This is a genomic window from Actinophytocola sediminis, assembly GCF_054779715.1.
The window spans coordinates 19,351-41,809 of record NZ_BAAGXS010000057.1 but is presented as its reverse complement, the minus strand read 5'-3'; the positions used below and the strand labels follow the sequence as shown (position 1 = coordinate 41,809).

19 protein-coding genes and 1 riboswitch are annotated in these 22,459 nt (G+C 71.1%); of the genes, 6 read left to right on the top strand and 13 right to left on the bottom strand.

The window, feature by feature from the left end:
- The 5 genes from ACYVIP_RS28495 to typA all read right to left on the bottom strand — a co-directional run bounded on the left by ACYVIP_RS28495 (position 1) and on the right by typA (position 7,804).
- The gene (locus ACYVIP_RS28495) at positions 1 to 972 is read right to left on the bottom strand and encodes an ABC transporter permease (RefSeq protein ID WP_460401776.1); all 972 of its coding nucleotides are present in this window, start codon (positions 970 to 972) and stop codon (positions 1 to 3) included.
- Positions 973 to 982: 10 nt separating this feature from the next.
- Complete coding sequence (locus ACYVIP_RS28490; protein WP_460401774.1) at positions 983 to 1,915, bottom strand: ABC transporter permease; 933 nt, start codon at positions 1,913 to 1,915, stop codon at positions 983 to 985.
- Between the two features lie 75 nt (positions 1,916 to 1,990).
- Complete coding sequence (locus ACYVIP_RS28485) at positions 1,991 to 3,715, bottom strand: peptide ABC transporter substrate-binding protein (RefSeq protein WP_460401772.1); 1,725 nt, start codon at positions 3,713 to 3,715, stop codon at positions 1,991 to 1,993.
- A gap of 388 nt (positions 3,716 to 4,103) precedes the next feature.
- On the bottom strand, positions 4,104 to 5,798 hold the full coding sequence (locus ACYVIP_RS28480; RefSeq protein ID WP_460401770.1) for an ABC transporter family substrate-binding protein: 1,695 nt from the start codon (positions 5,796 to 5,798) through the stop codon (positions 4,104 to 4,106).
- A gap of 101 nt (positions 5,799 to 5,899) precedes the next feature.
- A complete protein-coding gene (gene typA, locus ACYVIP_RS28475) occupies positions 5,900 to 7,804 on the bottom strand; it encodes a translational GTPase TypA (RefSeq protein ID WP_460401768.1) in 1,905 nt (634 codons plus the stop codon).
- A 143-nt stretch (positions 7,805 to 7,947) separates the two neighbouring features.
- On the opposite strand from typA, the gene ACYVIP_RS28470 reads away from it, so the two are divergent.
- On the top strand, positions 7,948 to 8,124 hold the full coding sequence (locus tag ACYVIP_RS28470; protein ID WP_460401766.1) for a hypothetical protein: 177 nt from the start codon (positions 7,948 to 7,950) through the stop codon (positions 8,122 to 8,124).
- Between the two features lie 166 nt (positions 8,125 to 8,290).
- A complete protein-coding gene (gene trpS, locus ACYVIP_RS28465; protein ID WP_460401764.1) occupies positions 8,291 to 9,271 on the top strand; it encodes a tryptophan--tRNA ligase in 981 nt (326 codons plus the stop codon).
- 77 nt (positions 9,272 to 9,348) lie between these two features.
- Here trpS and ACYVIP_RS28460 read toward each other — a convergent pair whose 3' ends face one another.
- The 3 genes from ACYVIP_RS28460 to ACYVIP_RS28450 are packed head-to-tail and all read right to left on the bottom strand — an operon-like array spanning position 9,349 to position 12,160.
- On the bottom strand, positions 9,349 to 10,071 hold the full coding sequence (locus ACYVIP_RS28460) for a (deoxy)nucleoside triphosphate pyrophosphohydrolase (RefSeq protein ID WP_460401762.1): 723 nt from the start codon (positions 10,069 to 10,071) through the stop codon (positions 9,349 to 9,351).
- Between the two features lie 26 nt (positions 10,072 to 10,097).
- Positions 10,098 to 11,447, bottom strand: coding sequence for a sensor histidine kinase (locus ACYVIP_RS28455; protein WP_460401760.1), 1,350 nt, complete (start codon positions 11,445 to 11,447; stop codon positions 10,098 to 10,100).
- The gene (locus ACYVIP_RS28450; protein WP_460401758.1) at positions 11,444 to 12,160 is read right to left on the bottom strand and encodes a response regulator transcription factor; all 717 of its coding nucleotides are present in this window, start codon (positions 12,158 to 12,160) and stop codon (positions 11,444 to 11,446) included. Before ACYVIP_RS28450 ends, ACYVIP_RS28455 begins: the two co-directional genes overlap by 4 nt.
- Before the next feature lie 154 nt (positions 12,161 to 12,314).
- On the opposite strand from ACYVIP_RS28450, the gene ACYVIP_RS28445 reads away from it, so the two are divergent.
- The 3 genes from ACYVIP_RS28445 to ACYVIP_RS28435 all read left to right on the top strand — a co-directional run bounded on the left by ACYVIP_RS28445 (position 12,315) and on the right by ACYVIP_RS28435 (position 15,458).
- Positions 12,315 to 13,430 (top strand): LolA family protein, encoded by a 1,116-nt coding sequence (locus tag ACYVIP_RS28445; protein ID WP_460401756.1) that lies wholly within the window; start codon positions 12,315 to 12,317, stop codon positions 13,428 to 13,430.
- A 157-nt stretch (positions 13,431 to 13,587) separates the two neighbouring features.
- The gene (locus ACYVIP_RS28440) at positions 13,588 to 14,604 is read left to right on the top strand and encodes an ABC transporter ATP-binding protein (RefSeq protein ID WP_460401754.1); all 1,017 of its coding nucleotides are present in this window, start codon (positions 13,588 to 13,590) and stop codon (positions 14,602 to 14,604) included.
- Entirely contained in the window at positions 14,601 to 15,458 is an 858-nt protein-coding gene (locus tag ACYVIP_RS28435) for an ABC transporter permease subunit (RefSeq protein WP_460401752.1), read from the top strand. The genes ACYVIP_RS28440 and ACYVIP_RS28435 overlap by 4 nt, the downstream gene beginning before the upstream one ends.
- On the opposite strand, the gene ACYVIP_RS28430 is transcribed toward ACYVIP_RS28435, so the two are convergent.
- The 3 genes from ACYVIP_RS28430 to ACYVIP_RS28420 all read right to left on the bottom strand — a co-directional run bounded on the left by ACYVIP_RS28430 (position 15,420) and on the right by ACYVIP_RS28420 (position 19,139).
- Positions 15,420 to 16,454 carry an ABC transporter ATP-binding protein gene (locus ACYVIP_RS28430; protein WP_460401750.1) on the bottom strand — a complete coding sequence of 345 codons (1,035 nt, stop codon included), beginning with the start codon at positions 16,452 to 16,454 and terminating at the stop codon, positions 15,420 to 15,422. The two genes, ACYVIP_RS28435 and ACYVIP_RS28430, sit on opposite strands and share 39 nt — an antisense overlap.
- Positions 16,455 to 16,527: 73 nt before the next feature.
- Positions 16,528 to 18,126 (bottom strand): ABC transporter permease, encoded by a 1,599-nt coding sequence (locus tag ACYVIP_RS28425; RefSeq protein WP_460401748.1) that lies wholly within the window; start codon positions 18,124 to 18,126, stop codon positions 16,528 to 16,530.
- Positions 18,102 to 19,139, bottom strand: a complete 1,038-nt coding sequence (locus tag ACYVIP_RS28420) for a thiamine ABC transporter substrate-binding protein (protein WP_460401746.1) — start codon at positions 19,137 to 19,139, stop codon at positions 18,102 to 18,104. Before ACYVIP_RS28420 ends, ACYVIP_RS28425 begins: the two co-directional genes overlap by 25 nt.
- A riboswitch (TPP riboswitch) is annotated at positions 19,134 to 19,247 on the bottom strand. Its footprint overlaps the gene before it by 6 nt.
- A 45-nt stretch (positions 19,248 to 19,292) precedes the next feature.
- Here ACYVIP_RS28420 and ACYVIP_RS28415 point away from each other — a divergent pair.
- A complete protein-coding gene (locus ACYVIP_RS28415) occupies positions 19,293 to 19,610 on the top strand; it encodes a 4a-hydroxytetrahydrobiopterin dehydratase (protein WP_460401744.1) in 318 nt (105 codons plus the stop codon).
- Here the strand turns inward: ACYVIP_RS28415 and ACYVIP_RS28410 are convergent, their stop codons facing one another.
- Together ACYVIP_RS28410 and ACYVIP_RS28405 are read right to left on the bottom strand one after the other, a co-directional pair.
- Positions 19,611 to 20,756, bottom strand: coding sequence for an alkaline phosphatase PhoX (locus ACYVIP_RS28410; RefSeq protein WP_460401742.1), 1,146 nt, complete (start codon positions 20,754 to 20,756; stop codon positions 19,611 to 19,613).
- A gap of 62 nt (positions 20,757 to 20,818) precedes the next feature.
- Positions 20,819 to 22,456: an alkaline phosphatase D family protein gene (locus ACYVIP_RS28405; protein ID WP_460401740.1), complete on the bottom strand. Its 1,638-nt coding sequence runs from the start codon at positions 22,454 to 22,456 to the stop codon at positions 20,819 to 20,821.
- Between the last annotated feature and the right edge of the window lie 3 nt (positions 22,457 to 22,459).

Below are 22,459 nucleotides of genomic sequence, written 5' to 3'. Positions count from 1 at the left end.
TTACCGAAGTTTCGGGTCGATCGAATCGCGCAGGCCGTCGGCGACGAACGCGAAGGCCAGCGTGGTGATCACGATCGCGAGGCTGGGGAACACCCACATGTGCGACTCGCCGTCGACGTTCAGCGATGGCACCGCCTTCGCGATCATCGTGCCCCACTCCGGGATGTCCGGCGGCACGCCGATGCCGAGGAACGCCAGCGAGGCCATCGCCACGATCGCGACCCCGATGTGGCTGAACGAGTAGATCAGCGTCGGCGCGATCGCGTTCGGCAGGATGTGGCGGGTCACGATCCTGGTGTCGGAGGCGCCGATCGAGCGGGCCGCCTCGACGTACTCCGACTCGCGCAGCGACAGCGTCGAGCCGCGCATCAGCCGCGCCGCCGTCGGCCAGCTCAGGATGACCAGCGCGATGATCACCTGGAAGATGCCGTTGCCGAAGATCTGCACGACCAGGATGGCGCCGATCAGCGCCGGGAAGGCGAGCACGATGTCGGTCAGTCGCATGATGACCGAGTCGACCGCCTTGCCGCGGAATCCGGCGATGGCGCCGAGGGCGACCCCGACGACCAGCGACAGGATCATCACGCTCCAGCCGACGATCATCGCCAGCCGCGCGCCGTAGACGATCCCGGAGAACATGTCGCGGCCGAGGATGTCGGTGCCGAACCAGTGTCTGGCCGACGGTGGGTTCCGCGAGTTGAGCGGGTTCTGCTCCATCGGGTCGAACGGCGTGATGAACGGCTGCAGGATGGCGACGATCATTAAGAAGATCACCACCACGAGGCCGGCGACGGCCAGCTTGTTCTTCCTGTAGCGCTTCCAGATGTCGCGCAGCTGGCCGGTCTTGCCCGGCTTGCGGTCGGGCGTGCCGGCCGCGACGACGTCCGGCTCCGGCGCCTCGAACCTGGTCATCAGTGCTTCGGCCGGGATGTGGGTGTCCGGCTCATGCCCGCTCTGGGGTGGTGTCGTCACGAGTGCTCCCTCAGTGCAGCCTGATCCGCGGGTCAAGGTACGCGTAGAGAATGTCGACCACCGTCGACAGGATCACGAAGATGACCACGGCGAACACCACGATCGGCACGATGACGGGGTTGTTGTGCTGGCTGATCGCCCGGATCAGCAGGTAGCCGATGCCCTGGTACTCGAAGATCCGCTCGGTGATGATCGCGCCGCCGAGCAGCACGCCCAGGCTGACGCCGGTGTAGGTGATCACCGGGATGATCGAGTTCCGGAACGCGTGCTTGCCGATGACCTTGCGCTCGGAGATGCCCTTGGCGCGCGCCGTGCGGATGTAGTCGGCCTGCAGCACCTCGAGCATCGAGCCGCGCATCAGGCGCGCGATGAACGCCGCGTCCAGGATGGCCAGCGTCAGCGCCGGCAGGATGATCTCCTGCCACCACGGTGTCTCGATGGTGAAGCTGCGCGGGACCGCGGGGAAGATCCACTCGCCGGACAACCACGCCCGCACGCCGATGCCGATCACGAAGACCGGGACGCCGATGCCGAGCGTGGTGATGATCGTGATGAGCACGTCACGGAAGCTGTACTGGGACACCGCGGCGACGATGCCGGCGGTCAGCCCGATGATCACCTGGATGATGATCGCGAACACCGCGAGCCGCGCGGTCGCCGGCACGGCGGTCGAGAGCATGTCGGCCACGTCGCGCCGCTGCTCGAAGTCGATGCCGAAGTCGAAGGTGAACATGTTCTGCAGGTAGGTCAGGTACTGCATGAAGAACGGCTGGTCCATGCCGAACTTCTCGCGCAGCGCCTCCTGGATCTCCGGGGGGACCGTCTTCTCGCCGCTGGACGCGAACGGATCACCCAGGGTGAACAGCCCGAGGTAGATCAGGAAGGTCGCCGCGATGATGACCAGGACGGCGTGGGCGAGCCTGCGGGTGATGAACTTCGCCACAGCCGGTTCGACCTCTCTCGTAGGTGTGGCCGGCGGCCTCGTGGTTGAGGCCGCCGACCACCGGTTACGCCAAAATCACTTCTGGTAGATCACGGACAGCGGCGGGTTCTCGTGGAAGTCCATGAACCCGGCGTTGCCCCACTTCGCGCTGTCGAACGCCCGGAACTGCTGGCGCTCGAACATCGGGATGTTGGCCAGGTCCTCACCGATCGCGATCTGCTCGGCCTTCTTGTACAGCTCGTTGCGCTCGGCCTCGTCCTTGGTGGACGCCGCCTCCTCGACCAGCTTGTCGAACTCGGGGTTGGAGTAGCGGCCACGGTTGTCGCCGGTCGCCGGCGCGTTCGGGTCGCTGGTACCGATCGCCGAGGTCGAGTAGATCGGCTGGAGGAAGTTGCCCGGCGTACCGTAGTCGGCACCCCACGACAGGCGGTAGATGCCGGTCGACTTGGCCTGCTTCTGGTTCTCCAGCATGTCGCTGAACTCGACGCCCGAGTAGTTGACCTTCAGGCCGAGGTTCTTCTCCAGCTGCTGCTTGACCGCCGCGGTCCACTCCTCGTGGCCGCCACCGGTGTTGAACTGGAAGTTGAGCTCGGTGCCCGGGGTCAGCCCGGCCTCCTTGGCCAGCTTCTTGGCCTCCTCGACGTTGTACTCGCAGGCGTCACAGACGCCCGGCTGGTACGCGTCGGTGTAACCACCGGGGACGAACGTGGTCGCCGGTGCGCGGGAGCCGTCGAAGATGCCCTCGATGATCGTGTTGCGGTCGATCGCCATCGAGATCGCCTTGCGGGCCTCCGGCGTGTCCAGCGGCTTCTGGGTCGCCATGACCAGCAGGTAGTCGATACCGAAGGTCTTCTTGGAGATCCAGCCGTCCTTGGGCTCGTAGGTCTCCCTGGTGGTCTTGAGCTGGTTCGGTGGGATCCGGGCCCAGTCGAACTGGCCGTTGTTCAGGCCGTCGAGCTCCTTCTGCTGCGCGGTCTCGTCACCGACCAGGATGGTGATCTCGACCGCGTCCAGGTACGCCTTGTCGTCGAGGGTGTACCCGTCGAAGCGCTTGAGGCCGATGCCGACGTCGTGCTGCCACGGGCCGTCCATCTGGAAGGGGCCGTTGCCGATCGGCAGGTCGTTGAAGGTCGTGTTGTCCGCCGCGCCGGCCACCGTCGGCACCGGGCTCATCGCCGTGTGCGCGGTACGGATGTAGAACTCGCAGCTCGGCTTGGCCAGCTTCACCTTCAGCACGGCGGGGTCGGACGCGTCGACGCCGGACAGCGCGTTGGCGGTGCCGCCCTGCATGGCTTCGTAGCCGTCGATCTGGTCGAAGTGGTAGGCCACGTCCGAGGCGGCGGCCTTGGCGACCGTGCGCTCCCAGCCCCGCTTGAACGACGCGGAGGTGACCTCTTCACCGTTGTGGAACTTCGTCCCGGTCTTGAGGTTGAAGGTCCACTCCGAGCAGTCCTCGTTGCTCTCCCAGTCGTCCGCGAGCGCGGGCTCGGTCTTGCCGTCCGGGGTGGTCCGGGTGAGTCCGGTGAACAGGTACTCGGCGACCAGGATGCCCTCGGACTCCTGGGCGTTGTACGGGTCGATCGCGGTCGGCTCGACGATGCCCAACCGGAACGTGCCGCCCGGCTTGCCTTCTTCGACCTCGGTGTTCTCGACCTCGGGGTAGCCGACTGACGGCTCCTTGTTGCCGTCGCCGCCGGAGTCGTCTGTCCCGGTGTTGCTCTGCTGTGAGCACGCGGTCAACACCAGGCTGGCCGTGGCCAGCCCGGCTGCCGCACGCAGCAGAACGGATTTCGTTCTCAAGTCGATTCCTCCATGGGCGAGCAACCCCCGGTCCGGGGTGTGCTCCCTGTGTTGTCGTGACACATCGTGCACGGAGCCGGCGAGCACCGCGCGGCGGGGCTGACGGGCGACTTCCGTGGGCGTCGCGTCGCTGGCTCTCGTCCAGACGGTGATCTTGTGACGCATCGAGGCACAATCGTCGGCACGCCGTTGCAGGACGGTAGGAACTTCGGAACTCCCCGTCACGAGCTCCGGAGTGATCGTGACCAAAGGGTGACACGCCGGTGGCGGCACGCGACCCGCCGATTACGCCGGGGCATTAAATCCCTGGTTAAGCCCGACTTTCGGGGGGTTGTGGCGTGTTTTTCGGTACCTGCCCGGATGTCCGGAAGATGTCCGGCCGGCCGGCTCAGCCGGCGGCGCGCTGCCAGCCGGCGGCGCCGCCGAACGGACCAACGAGCGGCGGGCCGCTCGCGACGCCGGACACGTCCGGACGGACGGCAAGTGTCTCCGACTCCTGGTAGAGCGGCAGCGACACCGCGGCCTCCCAGAGGATGGGCTCGACGGCCGCCAGCGCGTCGGTTACCGAGAGTGCTCCGGTGAGCGCCGCGTCCATCGTCGGCTGTACCCCGGCGTCGCAGAAGCCGAGCGGATTGGTGACGGGGGGTTCGCCGTCGGCGCCGGCGGCGCAGCCGAAGTTGGTGGCCAGCACCGTGGCCTGGTCGCCGCCGACCGGCTGGGCGATCACCGCGAGATCCACGGTGTTCTCGTCGCCGGTGTTGCCGTCGGTGTTGTCGTCGCTGTTCTCGCCCGCCGCGTAGAGCTGGGTGTAGAGGTCGTCGGCGGGCAGGGTGGCGGTCCTGGCCGGGATGCCGGCCAGGACGAGCTGGCGGGCGACCTCCTTGGCGACCAGTTGGGCCGGCTCGCGCTCGGCCGGTGCGCCGATCACCACATCGAGTGGCTGGCCGTCGCGGGTCCAGCCGGCGGGGGTGCTGGTGTAGCCGGCCTGGCCGAGCAGCCGGGCGACCTCGGGCGGGGCGTGCCGTCTGGCGGGCGGGATGGTCCTGCGGTAACCGGGAGACGACGGCGCGAGCACCTGGGCGTCGGCCACCAGAGTGGCGCCGGGACCGTTGCCGGTGCCGACGGTGACCAGCTGGTCGCGGTCGAGCGCGGCGATGATCGCGGCGCGCACGGTGGGGTCGGTCAGCCCTGGCCGGTCCGGCCGCAGCGCCAGCGTGGTGACCGTCGGCCGGGGCACCGTCTCGGTGGTGATCGGCGTGTCGAGCTCGGCGACCGTGTTCGCGCTGACGGTGTCCATCTTGGCCAGCGCGAGCTGGAGATGGCCCGCGTCGATGGCGCTGACCAACTGGTCGCCGGCGGCGCGGCGCAGCACGATCCGGTCGAGGCTCGCCGGCTCCTCCCAGTACCGGTCGTTGCGTTCGAGCACGACCTCGCCGCGGTCGGTGTCCAGTGCCTTGACCGCGTAGGGCCCGGCGGTGGCCGGGAAGTTGGTCTGTAGCGCGTCGGTCCAGCCGCCGGGGGCGTCCTTGAGCAGGTGCGCTGGCAGCAGGCTGGCGAACAGCGAGCGCCAGCCGGGGTAGGGCTGGTCGAAGACGACCTCCACCACCTTGCCGGCGTCCCGCGCGTTGATGTCGCTGATCAGCCGGTAGCCGGCGGCGTCGATGGCGCCCGGCGACTCGATGATCTGTTGCCAGAGGTAGACGAAGTCCTCCGCGGCCACCGGCGCGGTGTCCGACCAGGAGGCGTCCGAGCGGATCCGGTAGGTCACGGTGTACGGGTCGTAGCTGGTCACGCTGGCCGAGGACATCAGCGTGGTGTCCAGCCGAGGGGTCCCGTCCTGGCCCGGCCGGAACACCGATGGCAGCACCAGGTTCGCCAGCGCGGTGGTGACCACGGACTGGTCGCTGACGTGGTGGGGGTTGTAGCCGCCGGCGACGCTGCTCACGCCGACGACCACCTCACCGGTGTCGACCTCGTCCGGGACCGGGCTGGTCACCGGGGTGTTGACCAACCGGGGCGCCGGGGTGCACGCGGTGACGGTGAGCACGAGCAGTAGCCCGAGCATCCTTGTCGTACGCGCCACCCGGCCCACCTCCCCTTGTGCCACACCGGTGTGACCCGACCCTGCCAGACCACCCCGACACTCCCTCGTTCAGGTGACGCGTGGCGGCGGGCGACGGTTCCTCAGGAGTCGCGGGACTTCTCCCGGGAGCGCGCGCGGGCCCGCTGGACGCTGTCCAGGATGACCTTGCGGATGCGCACCACATCCGGCGCGACCTCGACGCACTCGTCGCCCGCGCAGAACTCCAGCGCCTCCTCGAGCACCAGCTTGCGCGGCCGGGCGAGGCGTTCGAGCTCGTCGCCGGTGGAGGAGCGGATGTTGGTGAGCTTCTTCTCCCTGGTGACGTTCACGTCGAGGTCCTCGGCCCTCGGGTTCTCGCCGACGACCATGCCCTGGTAGACCTCCGCGCCCGGCTCGACGAAGAACGAGCCGCGGTCGGCGAGCTGGAGCATGGCGTAGCTGGTGACCGAGCCGGTGCGGTCGGCGACCAGCGAGCCGGAGTGCCGGCCGCGGATCGCGCCCGCCCACGGGAAGTAGCCCTCGAAGATCGCGTTCGCGATGCCGGTGCCCCTGGTCTCGGTGAGGAAGTCGGTGCGGAAGCCGATCAGCCCTCGGGACGGGACGACGTACTCGACCTTGATCCGGCCGGTGCCGTGTCCGCCCATGTGTTCCAGGCGGCCCTTGCGCGCGGCGAGCAGCTGGGTGATGGCGCCGAGGTGCTCCTCCGGCGCGTCCACGGTGAGCCGTTCGAACGGCTCGCACAGGGTGCCGTCGACCGTGCGGGTGACGACCTCCGGGCGGCCGACGGTCAGCTCGAAGCCCTCGCGGCGCATGGTCTCGACCAGGATCGCCAGCGCGAGCTCGCCTCGGCCCTGGACCTCCCAGGTGTCCGGGCGCTCGGTCGGCAGCACCTTGACCGAGACGTTGCCGACCAGCTCGGCGTCCAACCGGTTCTTGAGCAGGCGGGCGGTCAGCTTGTTGCCGCCGCCCCGGCCGGCCAGCGGTGAGGTGTTCACGCCCACGGTGACCGAGATGGCCGGCTGGTCGACGGTGATCCGCGGCAGCGGCTGGGGGTTGTCGGCGTCGGCGAGCGTGTCGCCGATGGTGATCTCCGGGATGCCCGCGATGGCCACGATGTCGCCGGCCTCGGCCTGCTGGGCGGGCATCCGCTCGAGGGCCTCGGTGATCAGCAGCTCGGTGATGCGCACGTTGGTGATCGAGCCGTCGGCCCGGCACCAGGCCACGGTCTGGCCCTTGCGGATGGTGCCGGCGTGGATGCGGCACAGGGCGATCCGCCCGAGGAAGCTGGACGCGTCCAGGTTGGTGACCAGCGCGCGCAGCGGGGCGTCCGGGTCGCCGGCCGGCGGCGGGACGTGCGCCAGCAGGGTGTCGAACAGCGGGTCGAGGTTGTCGCTGTCGGGCAGGCCGCCGTCGGCGGGCGCGGTCAGGCTGGCCCGGCCGGCGCGCGCCGAGGCGTAGACGACCGGCAGGTCGAGGATGTTGGCGTCCAGGTGGTCGAGCTCGGTGGCCAGGTCGAGCAGCAGGTCGTGGGTCTCGGAGACGACCTCGGCGATCCGCGCGTCCTGCCGGTCGACCTTGTTGACCACGAGCACCACCGGCAGACCGGCGGCGAGGGTCTTGCGCAGCACGAACCTGGTCTGGGGCAGCGGGCCCTCACTGGCGTCGACCAGCAGCAGCACGCCGTCGACCATGGACAGCCCGCGCTCCACCTCGCCGCCGAAGTCCGCGTGGCCCGGGGTGTCGATCACGTTGATGGTGAGCGGCCCGTCGGCGGTCTCGCGGTGCACGGCGGTGTTCTTGGCCAGGATCGTGATGCCCTTCTCCCGCTCGAGCTCGCCGGAGTCCATCACTCGGTCGACGGGCTCGGCTCGGGCGGAGAAGGCGCCGGACTGGCGGAGCATGGCGTCGACCAGGGTGGTTTTCCCGTGGTCGACGTGCGCGACGATCGCGACGTTTCGGAGGTCGGTCCTGGCGATCGCAGGCGCCCCGGTATCGGTGGCAGGCACGCACGTGCTCCTGATTCATGGCTTGACGTCGTTGGTTGCGCGCGGAGAAGGCGGTCGCGGCGTGTATCAGGATAGCCGCCGTCGCTGGCGCCCAAGCAGAAGGCGAGGCTAACCTAAGTGAACGGCAAGCGACGGGAGCGGGTGTGGGCGGCAAGTCCAAGCAGGTCAAGCCCGTCAAGACCCCGGCGGCGACTGTGCGCAAACTCATCAAGGCCGGCAAGGTCAAGAAGAAGTGTTGCCGGTCCTCGTCGCGCTGCAAGCGGTGTCCGGTGCTGGCGCTGCGCAAGGCGCGACACGACCTGGCGAAGAAGGCCGCGTAGCCGGATAGACTGCTGGGTATGTGCGCTGTCACGATTCGTGAATGGTGGGCCGTCGACCGGCGGCTGTGACGCGCACGCGTTCGAGACCAACAGGCCGCCCGCGGGCGGCCTGTGTTGTGTCCTGGGGCCTCCGAGGTGGGCGGCGACGACCAGAAGGAGCCCCGCAGTGCCTCGCCTCTCCGCGATCACCCCGTCCGGGCCGGTCCACCTCGGCAACTATCTCGGCGCCATCAGGCAGTGGGCCCGCGAGGGGCGGCCGGGTGACCTGTACTTCGTGAGCGATCTGCACGCGATGACCACCTACTACGACCCGCGGCGGCTGCGGCACCGGTCGCGTGACCTGCTCGCGCTGCTGGTGGCCGCCGGGATCGACCAGGACCGGATCTTCGTGCAGTCCGACCTGTTACCCCAGCTGGGCCCGCTGACCTGGGTGCTGGAGTGCACGTGCTCGTTCGGCGAGGCGGCCAGGATGACGCAGTTCAAGGAGAAGAGCGCCGACCGGGAGCCGGCCGCGACGCCGGTGCGGGTCGGGCTGTTCACCTACCCGGTGCTGATGGCCGCCGACATCCTGTTGCAGGGTGCCGACGAGGTGCCGGTCGGCGACGACCAGGCCCAGCACGTCGAGTTGGCGCGGGCGTTGGCCAGGCGGTTCAACGGGACCTTCGGCGAGGCGTTCGTGGTGCCCGAGGCGGTCACCCCGCCCGCCGGCGCGCGGGTGAAGGACCTGGCGGACCCGAGCAGGAAGATGGCCAAGTCGGCCAGCGAGGCGGCCGGCGTGCTGTTCGTCATGGATGAGCCGGAGCTGTTGCGCCGCAAGGTGAAGCGCGCGGTGACCGACAGCATCGACCGGGTGGCCTACCGGCCGGCCGAGCAGCCGGGGCTGGCCAACCTGCTGGAGATCGTGGCGGCCTGCACCGGCAAGCCGGTCCGCGAGGTGGCGGCGGGCTTCTCCTCCTACGGCGAGCTGAAGAACACCGTGGCGGAGGTGGTGATCGAGGAGCTGCGCCCGGTGCGCGAGCGCGTCCGCGAGCTGCTGGCCGACCCGGCCGAGCTGGACCGGATCCGGCGCCGGGGAGCCGAACAGGCCGCCGAACGCGGCGCCGAGCGCCTGGCGGCCGCGCTCCGCCTGGCCGGCCTCGGCGGTTAGCTCCGGCGCCGGCTGCGATGCCCTGAATGGGGCATTGGTGACGTTCAACGCCCTGAATGGGGCATTCAGGGCGGTCGCTAGCGCAGGAGGCGGCGCAGGGTGGGGAGCAGCACCCGGTCGGCCGGCAGCCAGGTGACCTGGCCGAGCCGGCCGGGGGTCAGCCAGCGCAGCGCCTGGTGGTCGTGCGGGTGGGGCAGTTGGTGGTGGTCGGCGAGTTCGGCCTGGTAGACGCGGAGCACGCGGTGTTCCGGCAGCGCGATGTCCGGGCCGACGGTCTCACCGACCAGGATCTTGATGCCGAGCTCCTCCGCGCACTCGCGGGCCACGGCGTCCACATCGGACTCTCCGGGTTCGACCCGGCCGCCGGGCAGCTCCCACCGGCCGGCCACGGCGGGCGGGTAGGCGCGTTGTTGGGCCAGCACGGTCCGGTCGCGGACGATGGCGGCGCCGACGATCACCTGGCCGCCCGCCATGGCCACCGCCCGGGTACGCATGATGTCCACAATGGACTGAAGGTGGTACAGGACGTGCCGGCGGCGCAGCGGGAACGCCCTGGTGGCCCTGGCCTCGCAGGTGACCAGCACGCCGTCGGCGGTCGGCGCGACGGTCACGGTCAGCGTGAGCCGGACCCGGCCGGTCGGCACCAGACGCAGGCCGCCCACGCCGATCTCGGCCACCCGGAACCGGCCGTACAGCAAGGAGATCTCGTCGCCGGGGGCCAACACGCCGGTGCCGCCGAACGGTTCGCGTTCGGTCAGCGTGGCCGACACCGCGCGCGGCGGCGCGTCCACCAGCGCCACATGGCGAACAGTCGGACCCGCCCCGGTCATGTGCGCAACGCCCGCCACCTGACCTGGAAACGGGCGCCGCCTTCCGGTGACTCGCCGACCCGCACCGAACCACCCCTTCGCCGGACCACCTCGGCCACCAGCGCCAGGCCGAGGCCCGCGCCGCCGGAGTCGCGGGAGCGGTCGTCCTGCACCCGGTAGAAGCGGTCGAACACCTTCTCCCGGTGCGCGGCCGCCACGCCGTGCCCGTCATCGTCCACGATCAGCCAGACCGAGCCCGACCTGGGCAGCACCGAGACGGTGACCATCGCCCGGCCGTGCCGCACGGCGTTGCGCAGCAGGTTGTCCAGCACCAGGTCGACCTCGGCCGGCGCGGCCTGCACCCAGCACGGTCCCGGCGGCGTGCTCGTGCCGACGAGCAGGCCCGCCTTGTCCACCCTGGTGACCGCGTCCCGCGCGGCGGTGCACACGTCGACCGGCTCCGCGGCCGGGATCTCGCCGGCATCCGAGCGTGCCAGCGTCAGCAGGCCCTCGACCAGCGTGGACAGCCGCACCGACTCGTGCACCACGTCGGTGAGCACCTCGTGGGAGAAGTCCGGGTCCGGGTTGGCCACCGCGACCTCGGCCTGCACCCGGATCGAGGCCACCGGTGAGCGCAGCTCGTGGGCCGCGTCGCCGGTGAACCGGCGCAGCCGCGCGGCGGCCTCGTCGCGCCTGGCCAGCAGGCCGTTGAGCGCCGCGGCCAGCGAGCGCAGCTCGTTGTGGGCGCTGGGCAGCGGCAGCCGGTGTCCGGCCGGCAGCTTGGTCGCCGCGGTGCGCATCCGCTCCACCGGGCGCAGGGAGGACAGCACCGCGAACCAGGTCGCCGTGCCGGTGGTCGCCGAGCCGATCAGCGCCGCGATGATCAGCCAGGTCAGCGCCCGGTCCTGGGCGACGAAGTAGCCGGTCAGCGTGGTGCCGACGACCACCAGCCGCTGGGTGCCGTCCGGTGCGGTGGCCACCGTGCCGAGCCAGCGCAGCGGGGGGTCCGCCGACAGGCGCAGGATCGGGGTGCCGGCTTTGAGGGTGCGGATGTCGGCGTCGTCCAGCGGCAGCCGGGGCAGCTCGTCGATCGGCGCGCCCTCGGTGTCCAGCACCCTGGCCCGCACGCCGGGTACGTCGTCGGGCGGTAGGGTGCCGGCGCGCACGTCGGTGACCGCGGCGTCCAGGATCGACGTCAGCTGCTCGTCGGCCGAGCCGACCAGCAGCGGCCCGATCAGCCTGCTGGTCTCTACGGCCAGCACGAGCAGGACCACCAGCGTGGCCGCCGTGGCCACCATGGTGATCCGGAACCGCAGCGTCCGGCGCAGCCACAGCAGGCCGACGACGCGCCCGATGCCACCGCTCAACGGCCGCGACCGGGTTCGAGCACCGCGTCCAGCTCCTTGCTGGAGGCGACGTAGCCATGTCCACGCACGGTACGCACGATCCCACCCGCGCCCGCCGCGTCCAACTTGCGGCGCAGATAGCCGACGTAGACCTCGACCGCGTTGCGGGTCGCCGCCAGCTCGTCGCCCCACACGGCCCGCAGCAGCTCGTCCTTGGTGACCACCGCGCCCGCCCGGCTGGCCAGCACCTCGAGCACCGCGAACTCCCGGGGCGAGAGCGGGACCACCTCCTCGCCCCAGCGCACCTCGCGCATCGCCCGGTCGACCAGCAGGTCGCCAACCTTCAGCCGCCGTTCCGCCCCGTCGCCGACGCCGCGGCGCAGCACCGCGCGCACCTGCGCGACCAGCACGACGAAGGAGAACGGCTTGACTAAGTAGCCGTCCGCGCCCAGATCTAGCCCGTCGGCCTGGTCGATCTCGCCGTCCTTGGCCGACACCAGCAACACCGGGGTGCCGACGCCCTCGGCGCGCAGCTGCTGGAGGACGCGGTAGCCGGACAGGCCGGGCAGCATGATGTCCAGCAGGATCACGTCGAACGCGCCGGTCCGCGCGATGTTCAGCGCGCTTGGCCCGTCGGCGGCGACCACCACCTCCATGCCCTCGGCGCCGAGGCCGCGTTGCAGCGCCCGGCGCACGCCGAGCTCGTCGTCCACTACCAGCACCCGCGGCTTCATGGGGTCAGCATGCCGTCTCGCACCTACGGAGGCCGATTCGTCTCAGTACACTCTCAGCAAATCCGTCAGCGACCCGTCACTCTCAGCGTCATCTCAGCAGCCTTGATGCACTCTCGTCATTACGGGAACACAGACCTGAAACAAGGGGTGCGAGATGGAAACCAAGAAGACCGTGTTGTCGCTCGCGGCGGTGGGCACCGTCGCCGGCGTCGCCGGCCTGGTGCTGCTGGCCTCGCCAGCGGGTGCGGGGGAGGCGCCGCCCGCGCTGCCGCAGATCGGCGCCGACGAGTTGGTCGAGTCGGTGCTGACCACCGAGCTGCCCGCGCTGTCCGGGGCGGTCTCCATGGAGAACAACCTCGGCCTGCCGATTCCCGGCCTGTCGGAGGCCGGCGGCGACGGCGCCATCAACGTCTACACCGACGGCGCCGGCAAGCACCGCGTGCAGATGTCCACTGGGTCCGGCGAGACCACGATGATCGACGACGGCACGACCATGTGGGTGTGGGACTCCACCGAGCGCACGGTGCAGAAGGTCCCCCACGGCGCCGACGGCGAGAAGGCGGAGAAGTCGCTCGAGGACCGGTTCGCCGACCCGGCCACCGCCGCCCGCGACCTGGTCGACGCCATGCGGGCCGACAGCTCGGTCGACGTGGACGGCACCGCGCGGGTCGCCGACCGGCCGGTCTACCAGCTGGTGCTGACCCCGCAGCCCGACGAGCGGACCCTGCTGCGCGAGATCCGCATCTCGGTCGACTCCGAGACCAGGGTGCCGCTGCAGATCGAGGTGCTGGCCAACGGCCAGGCCGACCCGGCGCTGAAGGTCGGCTTCACCGAGTTCACCGACGGTCCGCAGGACGCGGCGCTGTTCCAGTTCACCCCGCCCGAGGGCGCGACGGTCACCGAGCGCGACCCGGCCGAGGAGTTCGAGAAGTTCGACGGCAAGTCCCCTGAGGACGTGTTCGCCGGCCTGGACGTGCAGACCTACGGCGAGGGCTGGGACACGGTGCTGACCGGTTCGATCCCCGCCGACCTGCTGACCGCGCCCGTCCCGGGCGACCGCGACGGCGAAGGTCCCGACTTCGGCGCCGACGGGCAGAACCCGCTGGAGCTGCTCGGCACCCTCGGCAAGGAGGTCAGCGGCGACTTCGGCACTGGCTACATCATCCAGGCCAAGGTCGGCACCGCCCTGATCACCGAGGACGGCAAGGTCGCCATCGGCGCCGTCCCCGAGCAGGTCGTGATCGAGGCCGCCAACAAACTGAACAAGTAAGCTCACCCCACACCGGCCCCGTCCCCAAGACAGGGCCGGTGTGGCATTTTCCGGGGGCAATCGAAAGCAGGCCCAAGTGCATCCCAACCGCACCTCAGGGGAACGTGACGCAACCCAGCCACAAGCACGCGATCAACCGGCGCCATCTGTCCCCGACGTGACCAACACCCAGAATTCCGGGGAGGCGGGGCGGGCAGGACTGCCGGCTCACCTTGCCGCCCGGACTCGGGACTTGCGCAAGGTCTACGGCAAGACGGTCGCGGTCAATCAGGTCGACCTGGATGTGCCGGTCGGGGCGGTGTTGGGCATGCTCGGGCCGAACGGGTCCGGCAAGACCACCACAATCCGCATGCTGCTCGGTCTGGTGACCCCGACGGCGGGCACGGTCGAGCTGCTCGGCCACCGGCTGCCAGACGGCGCGAGTGCGGCGCTGCCCGAGGTCGGCGCCCTGGTGGAGGGGCCCGGTTTCCACTCGTTCCTGTCCGGCAGGGAGAACCTGCTCCGCTGCGCGGCCGCGGAGCCACGACTGGCCACCGGGGAGATCCCCCGCGCGGTCAACGAGGCGTTGGAACGCGTCGGCCTTGCTGCCGCTGCCGGGCGCCGCTACCGCGGCTACTCACTTGGCATGAAGCAACGCCTCGGCCTGGCAGCCGCCCTGCTCGTGCCGCGCAGGATGATCGTGCTCGACGAGCCGACCAACGGCCTCGACCCGGCCGGCACCCGGGAGGTCCGCGCGGTGATCGCCGACCTGCACGCCGCCGGCACCACCGTGCTGGTCTCCTCCCACCTGCTCGCCGAGGTGGAGGCCACCTGCACGCACGTCGCGGTGTTGCACCGGGGGTCGGTGGTCGCCCAGGGCGGGCTGCGGGAGCTGCTGGAGTCGGGCAGCACCGGTCTGGTGGTGTCCACCCCGGACGTCACCGTCGCGGTGAACGCCCTGCGGGACAACCGGATCCCGGCCCGCGCGACGCCAGACGGCGTCTACGCCGACCTGACCGCGTCCACCGCGCCCGATGTCGTGGCCACCCTGGTGCGGGCCGACGTCGCGGTGCACGAGGTGCGCCGCCAGCGCACCGGCCTGGAGGACCTGTTCACCCGGCTGACCGAGACCGAGGCCACCGAACACGGCCTGTCCGACGTGGACGACCTACTGGACGAGGAGGTGTCCCGATGACCGCCGCGACGATGGCCCCGGTCCGGGTCCGGGCCCCGCTCGGCCGGCTGCTGCGCTCCGAGCTGCGCTTCATGCTGCGCCGGCCGCGCACGGTGATCACCCTGGGTGGTCTCGCGCTGGTGCCGGTGATCGCCGGCGTGAGCATCTCGATCGCGGCCGGGTCGGCCCGCGGCGGTGGCGACGCGGCCATCGAGGGGATCGCGTCGATGGTCGCCGGCAACGGCCTGGTGCTGCCGGTCCTGGTGCTGCTGCTGGCGCTGTCGATGCTGCTGCCGCTGATCGGCTCGATGTGGTCGGCGGACGCGATCGCCGGTGAGGCGTCGACCGGCGGGCTGCGCAACCTCCTGCTGGCGCCGGTCAGCCGACCCCGGCTGCTGGCGGTCAAGGCGTTCGGGGTCGCGACGTTGTGCCTGCTCGCGGTCGCGGTGCTGACGGTGGTCAGCGTCGTCGCCGGCGTGGTGCTGCTCGGCAGCGACGGCATGTTGACCATCTCCGGCACGACACTGCCGGTCCTGCCGTCGCTGGGGCGGATCGCGCTGATGGCCATGCTGGTCACCGTCCAGGTGTGGGGCGTGGCCGCGGTCGCGCTGGCGGTGTCCACCTGCACCGATCACCCGCTGGTGGTGCTGGCCGCGTCGGTCGGCGGCATCATCGTGTTCAGCGTGCTCGGCGAGATCTCGTCCCTCGACTGGCTGCACCCGTTCCTGATCACCGATGGCTGGACCGCGCTGACCGACGTCGTGCGCGACCCGATGCCCACCGACGGCATGACCGAGAGCCTGTTGCGCGCCCTGTGCTACATCGCCATCGGCTACTCACTCGCCCTGGCCAGGATCACCACCCGCGACGGCTAGCACCGCGATGCCGTCCTGGGCCAGGCTCAGGTGAATCGTGCTGCCCACCTCGGGCGCGTCCGCCATGCCGGCGACCGCGTCGACCACGATCCGCTGACCGGTCAGCCGGACCTGGAGCCGGGTGTGGTCGCGGCGGTGCACCCGGTGCACGACCTCCCCGGCGATCCCCGTCGTCGACGGGCGCAGCGCGGTCGGGCGCAGCCCGAGGCGGACCCGGCCCGCCGGTGCCCACGGCAGCGCCACCGACCCCAGCGCGCACTCGGCGACCCCGTCGGCCACCACGCCGTCCAGGATCTGCCCGCAGCCGAGGAACCGGGCCGTCTCCTCGTCCGCCGGCCGGCGCCACACCCGCGCCGGCGGACCGACCTGGGTGATCCGGCCCGCCCGCATCACCGCCACCCGGTCGGCCAGGGTGAACGCCTCGTCATGGTCATGGGTCACCACCAGCGCCGTGGTGCCGGTCGTGGCCAGCACCCTGGCCAGGTCCAGCGCCAACTGCTCACGCAGCACCCGGTCCAACGCCGACAACGGCTCGTCGAGCAGCAGCAGCCTCGGCCGGGGCGCCAACGCGCGTGCCAGCGCCACCCGCTGCGCCTCCCCGCCGGACAGCTCGGTCACCGGTCGCCGCTCGTAGCCGGCGAGGCCGACCATCGCCAGCAGCTCGGCCGTGCGCTCCGCCCGGTCGGCCACCTTCCGCATCCGCAGGCCGAACTCCACGTTGCCGGCCACGTCCCGATGCGGGAACAGCTGACCGTCCTGGAACACCAGCCCGAAGCCCCGCCGGTGCACCGGCACCCCGGCCAGATCGGCCCCGTCCCAGCACACCCGCCCACCTGCCGGCTCAAGCCCGGCCACCGCCCGCAGCAGCGTCGACTTGCCACAGCCCGACGGCCCGAGCAACGCCAGCACCTCGCCGTCACCCACCCGCAGGTCCACATCGGACACCGCGGTCAACGCCCCGTAGACCACCGTCAGACCAGCCACCGTCAGCGCCATTCAGACCTCCTCGCCCCCGTCAGCCCACCCGCGAGTCCAACGCTCCCGACACGTGAGCCCAACGCTGCGGACATCAGAACTCCCCGACCCGCGACCGGCCGGCCGACTCGACCAGCACCACCGCCGCCACCGTCACCACGATCAACAACGTGCACGCCGCGTAGGCCATCTGGTTGTTCAGCTCACCCGGCCGGGAGATCAGCCGCGCGATCGCCACCGGCAACGTCGCGGTGTCCGGCCGGGCCAGAAAGCTCGTCGCGCCGAACTCGCCGAGCGCCACCACGTAGCCGAACCCGGCCGAGGTCAGCAGCGCCCGCCCGGCCATCGGCACGTCGACCTCCCGCCACACCCGCCCCGGCGACGCGCCGAGCGACGCCGCCGCCTGGCGCAGCCGAGGGTCGATCGAGCGCAGCACCGGCAACAGCATCCGGATCACCAGCGGCGTCACCACCAGCGCCTGGGCCAGCGGCACCAGCGCGGGCGAGGTCCGCAGATCGCCAGGCAACATGTCCAGCGTCACCAGATACCCGAAGCCGACGGTCACCGCCGACACCCCCAACGGCAGCATCAGCGCGGTGTCCATGCCCTCCACCACCCCGCGCGGCACCCGCGCCCTGGACAGCGACACCAACACCACACACGCCACCACCCCGAGGAACACCGCGAGCACGGTCGCGTCCGCGGCCGCCCGCACCGAGTTCAGCGCCGCGTCCAGGCCGGACACCTGCAGCGAACCCTGGTAGCCGAACCCCGCCAGCGCCCGGTACCCGGCGAACCCGCCGGCGAACGACCTGGCGACCAGCACCACGATCGGCACCAGCAACAGGCACACCACGCCCACCGCCACCGCGACCACCGACACCGACAACGCCCCGCGCGGCCGCCGCGCCACCGACGCCCGCCCACGCAACCGCAGCGCCGACTCCCCGCGCCGCCGGGCGAGCGCGCCGACGGTCAACGCCGCCACCACCGCCGCCAACTGCACCAACGACAGCGCCGCGGCCCCCGACAGGTCGAGCAACTCCACCGTGCGCAGGTAGATCTCGGTCTCCAGCGTCCGGTAACGCGACCCGCCGAGGATCAGCACGACGCCGAAACTGGTGGCACAGAACAGGAACACCACCGCCGCGGCCGAGGCGAGGGCGGGCGCGATCGCGGGCAGGGTCACCGAGACGAACGCCCGCACCGGCGACGCGCCGAGCGACCGGGCAGCGTCCGCCGCCCGTCTGTCCACATGCGACCACAGGCCGGCGACCGTGCGCGCGACCACCGCCACGTTGAAGAACGCGTTCGCCAGCACGATCGCCAGCACCCCGCCGTCGGGCAACAGCGTCCGGAACGCCAACCCCACCACCACGGTCGGCAGCACGAACGGCACCAGCACCGCCACCCGGACAAGTCCCAGCCCCGGCAACGACGTCCGCGCCAACAGGTAGGCCACCGGCAGGCCGGCGAGCACCGCCAACGCGGTCGACGCGGCCGCCTGCGCCACGGTGAACCCGACCAGCCGCCAGGTCTGCGCCGAGGCGAGCACCGACAGCACCTCGCCGTCGGCGAAGCCCAGCCGCAGGATCGCCACCACCGGCCACACGAAGAACACCGCCAGGAACCCCAGCGGCACCGCCGCCGCGACCGGCAGCCAGGGGCTCAGCCCTGAACGAGCGCGCGCCACTCGTCGATCCACCGCTCCCGGTTCTTCGCGATCTCGGCCGGGTCGAGCTCACCGGCCGTCGTCGGCTGCGGGGCGGCGTGCTGCCAGGCCGCCGGCAACTCGACGTCGGATCGCGCCGGGTACACGTACATCTGGTCGGGCACCTGCTCCTGGAACTCCCGCGACAGCAGGAAGTCCAGCACCGCCCTGGCGTCCTCGGCGTTCGCCGCCCCGGCCAGCACCCCGGCGTACTCGACCTGCCGGAAACACGTGTCCAGCAAGGCCTTCGTGCGCGGCGTGCCGTCCTCGTCGATCTCGGCCGCCGGCGAGGACGCGTAGGACACCACGAGCGGCCGAGGTCCCTTGCCGGCCGAGCCGGAGAACTCCTGGGTGTAGGCCTCCTCCCAGCCGCTGACCACCAGCACCCCGCGGTCCTTCAGCGCCGTCCAGTACTCCTGCCAGCCGTCCCCGAGCGCGGCGATCGTGCCGAGCAGGAACGCGAGGCCCGGCGAGGACGTCGCCGGGTCTTCGACCACCAACATGCCGTGGTATTCGGGGCGGGTGAGGTCGGCGTAGCTCGCGGGCTCGGCCAGGCCCTTGGCCGCCAACGCGGCCGGGTCGATGTTGACGCACACGTCCCCGACGTCCACGGCCGTCAGCCGGTCGCCGTCCTCGATGGCGTAGCGCTGCGGGCCGTGCTCGGCCTCGGCGCTGCGGTACTCGGCGAACACGTCCTCGGTCAGCGCCCGCGAGGCGAACGTGGTGTCCACGCCGTAGGCCAGGTCGGCGACCGGGTTGTCCTTGGTGAGCACCAGCTGGTTGGTGAGCGCGCCGGCGTCGCCCAGCCGGCGCACGTCGATGGTGATGCCGGACTTGTCCCGGAACGCGTCGAGCACCTCCTGGCTCATCGCGAACGAGTCGTGCGTGGCCAGCACCACCCGCCGTTCGCCGTCCTCCGCCGAGTCCTCGGACATCAGCGTGCAGCCGGTGAGCGACGTGACCAACACGAGCGCGAGCACGGTTGTGCGTAACATGTTCGTCCTCTCTCCCTGCGCCGGCATGACCCGGATCAGGTTCGACGGTCGAGGGCTGCGAGCCCTCCTCTCAGCCCGGCGCTACACCGGACTCCCGTGGTGAACAGCCAGCCTACCGGTGCGCTTCGGGTGCACAGGGGCCACCATGGGGGCATGCCCGAACTGCTCTCTGACGAAGCCAAGGGGAAAGCGCTCGGTCGCCTGCGGAAGTGGCGGCTGGCCGACGGCGCTTTCGAGCGGACGGTTGAGCTAGCCGACTTTCCGCAGGCCATCCAGGTTGTGAACCGCGTGGCCGAGATCGCCGAGGACCTCAACCATCACCCCGACATCGACATCCGTTGGCGGACGGTCACGTTCCGCTGTACGACGCACTCCGAGAGTGGCATCACGGCCTACGACGTGACGCTGGCCGAGGGAATCGACGGCGTCATCGACGCCGTGCTGGACGCGGTGGCGACCGCGCCGGAGTGATCAGCTCCGGAACGGCCCGGCGACCTCGAACGTGACGCCGCCGGTCGGCAGCCCGGACGAGCCGCGCTGGGACGAGAAGTACAGCCGCGTGCCGTCCGGGCTGAACGCCGGGCCGGTGATCTCCGACCGCGAATGGCCGTCGACCCGCACGAACGGCGCGACCACGGCATCGGGCGTGATCACGCAGATCTCCAGGTTGCCGCCGTCCTCGGCGACGAACAGGTCACCGTTGGCCGCGCCGGTCACGTTGTCCACGCCGGCCAGCGGGGTGTCGTCGTCGTAGGTGAGGCCGAGCGTGCCGGCCGCCGCGTCGTAGGCCCAGACCCGGTTGTCGCCCTTGGTGGTGAACCAGCACGTGCCGGCCGCGTAGTAGCAGCCCTCGCCGCCGTCGAAGGGCAGCGTGCCGGCGACCTGGTAGCGGGTGGCCTCCTGGGACGCCGAGGGATCGGGCACTGGCGCCCAGGTGACCTGGCCGCTGGTCTGGTCCGGCTCGCCGAGCATGACCTCCAGCGCGCCGGCCGACAGGTCCGGCCAGGTCGTCGGCGTGAACCGGTAGAAGCCGCCGTCCGGCACGTCCTCGGTGAGGTAGATCACCTGCCGGTCGGCGTCCACCGCGCACGCCTCGTGCTTGAACACGCCCATGGCCGGCCGCACGATCGGGTCCGCGACGCCGAACGGGTCGGTCTCGAACACCTCGCCGCGGTCGACCTCCTCGCAGGACAGCCAGGTCTGCCACGGGGTCGCGCCGCCGGCGCAGTTCACGTTGGTGCCGTCGAGGATCCGGTAGGCGTCCACGACGGCCCCGGCGGCGTCGAACCGGATCGCGCCCGCGCCACCGACCAGCGGCACCTCGCTGTTGGACACGTAGACCCAACCGCCGCCCTCGGCGGCGAAGCACGCGCCGCCGTCCGGCGCTGGGTGCCACGGATAGCCCGAGTCGCCGACCGTGGTCCCGGTGCGCGCGACGATCCGGCTGGTGAACCCGGACGGGAGCAGCAACCCGTTGCCGTCGGCGGGCAACAGCGGCCCGTACGGACCGTCTCCCGGATCGGCCGCCGCGGCGAACGCGTTCAGCCAGGAGGCCCCACCGAAGGCCGCCGCGGCCGAACCGGCAACCGACACCCGCAGAAAGCTTCGTCGCCGCATGTCTTGCAACGTAACGTGATCGCCCGAACGCGAAAAGCGACCTTCGGCGCGGGCCGAACGGCCTAAGCCCGGTCGGTCAGCACGACCGTGGTCAACGGCGCCAGCGTCGGCGCTTCCCGGCTGCCGCCCGCCCGCTCGACGACCATCTCCGCGTGCCGGCCGTCGGTGCGCAGCGCGGCGATCGCGTTGCCGAAGAACGGGCCGGACACTTTGCGCCAGTCGACCGGCATCGGCTCGATGTCCGGCGAGCGCAGCATCCACCAGCGGACCACCGCCGCCAGCGGCCGCCACCAGGCCAGCTGGAAGAACGGCCGCAACACCCGTTGCACCTGGTTGTGCACCGGCGAGCAGGTCAGCTGGAACACCGCGGCGTTCACCGGCACCGGGAAGCTCGCCCGCGCCGCGTACACGTGGTGCACGTCGCCGGAGAGCACGCACACCGTCGACGCGTCCCCCTTGGCGATCCGCAGGATCAGCCGGGACAGCCGGTCGGAGGAGGCGCGGAACGACGGCCAGTGCTCCAGGTCGGCGGCCTGGCGGAACTTCTCCGCCAACCGGCCGCGCCGGCCCGGCCGGCGGCAGGCGACCTCGTTCATCGACTGGAGGTGGCTGATCGTGTGCGGCATCAGCCACGGCAGCGACGAGCCGATCAGCAGGTGGTCGTAGGTCCCGTCGGCGTTGTCCTCGATCCAGTCGAACTCGGCGTCGCCGACCATGGACCGGGTGCCGCCGGAGAGGATCCGGCCGGAGCGGGTGTCGATCGCGAGCAGCCGCACGTTGCCGAAGTCGCGCCGGTAGCTCCACCGGGTTCCCTTGCGCCCGTTGACCTCCTGGGCCGCCCGGTCGGCGAACTCGCGTAACAGCCCGGCGGCGTCGCCGTCGCGGCCGACGGTCACCACCTTGTCGTAGATCTCGTCCTCGGTGAGATCGGCCGGGGCCAGGTTGCCGATGTGCTGGTAGATCCAGTACGAGGCCAGCGCGCCCCGCTCGCGGTCGCGCCACCAGTCGGTCGCGCCCATCTCGTCGCGCCAGGTCTGCGAGGTGTTCCAGTCGTCCCGCACGTCGTGGTCGTCGAAGATCATCGAGGTGGGCACGGTCGACATCAGCCAGCGGACCAGCGGCGATGACCAGGACTCGTGGTAGAGCCGGGTGTACTCCTCGAAGTCGGCGACCTCGGGGCCCGGCGGCTGGGCGAGGTCGCGGCGGCGCGCGAGCCACTCCTTGGTCGCCTTGGTGGTCTCGTCGGCGTAGACCTGATCGCCGACCAGCAGCAGGGAGTCCGGCCAGTCGAGCTCGTCCTGCTCGAACATCCGCCTGGCGTACGCGGCGAGCGCGTCCACACCGGTCCTGCGTTGCTCGGCCGGGTCGTCGGTGTCCGGCATCCGGCACGAGCCGAAGATCATCAGGAATTTCGGGTCGCCGCCGTCGGGGAAGGTGCGGATCCGGCTCGGCGGGAAGTCCGGTTCTGGCCAGACCGCGTCGCCGTCCAGCGACACCCCGTACGGGACGCTGGTGCCCGGTGCGAGTCCGGTGATCACCACCAGGGCGTAGTGGTGTCCGGCGACGGTGAAGGTGTGTGCGGCGGCGTCGCCGGTGTCGCCGGTCACGGTGACCGTGCACGGCTGGTCGGTCTCCACCCAGACAGTCGCCGACGTGGTGTCCACATGTCTGAGTAACGGGCCGAGCAACAGCGTGGGCATCGG

What these genes read in the sequence shown, in the direction of transcription:
- ACYVIP_RS28450 (WP_460401758.1), bottom strand. Translation starts at nt 12,160, where the DNA reads ATGAAGCCGCGGGTGCTGGTAGTGGACGACGAGCTCGGCGTGCGCCGG.
- ACYVIP_RS28445 (WP_460401756.1), top strand. Translation starts at nt 12,315, where the DNA reads ATGGAAACCAAGAAGACCGTGTTGTCGCTCGCGGCGGTGGGCACCGTC.
- ACYVIP_RS28435 (WP_460401752.1), top strand. Translation starts at nt 14,601, where the DNA reads ATGACCGCCGCGACGATGGCCCCGGTCCGGGTCCGGGCCCCGCTCGGC.
- ACYVIP_RS28430 (WP_460401750.1), bottom strand. Translation starts at nt 16,454, where the DNA reads ATGGCGCTGACGGTGGCTGGTCTGACGGTGGTCTACGGGGCGTTGACC.
- ACYVIP_RS28420 (WP_460401746.1), bottom strand. Translation starts at nt 19,139, where the DNA reads ATGTTACGCACAACCGTGCTCGCGCTCGTGTTGGTCACGTCGCTCACC.
- ACYVIP_RS28415 (WP_460401744.1), top strand. Translation starts at nt 19,293, where the DNA reads ATGCCCGAACTGCTCTCTGACGAAGCCAAGGGGAAAGCGCTCGGTCGC.
- ACYVIP_RS28410 (WP_460401742.1), bottom strand. Translation starts at nt 20,756, where the DNA reads ATGCGGCGACGAAGCTTTCTGCGGGTGTCGGTTGCCGGTTCGGCCGCG.
- ACYVIP_RS28405 (WP_460401740.1), bottom strand. Translation starts at nt 22,456, where the DNA reads ATGCCCACGCTGTTGCTCGGCCCGTTACTCAGACATGTGGACACCACG.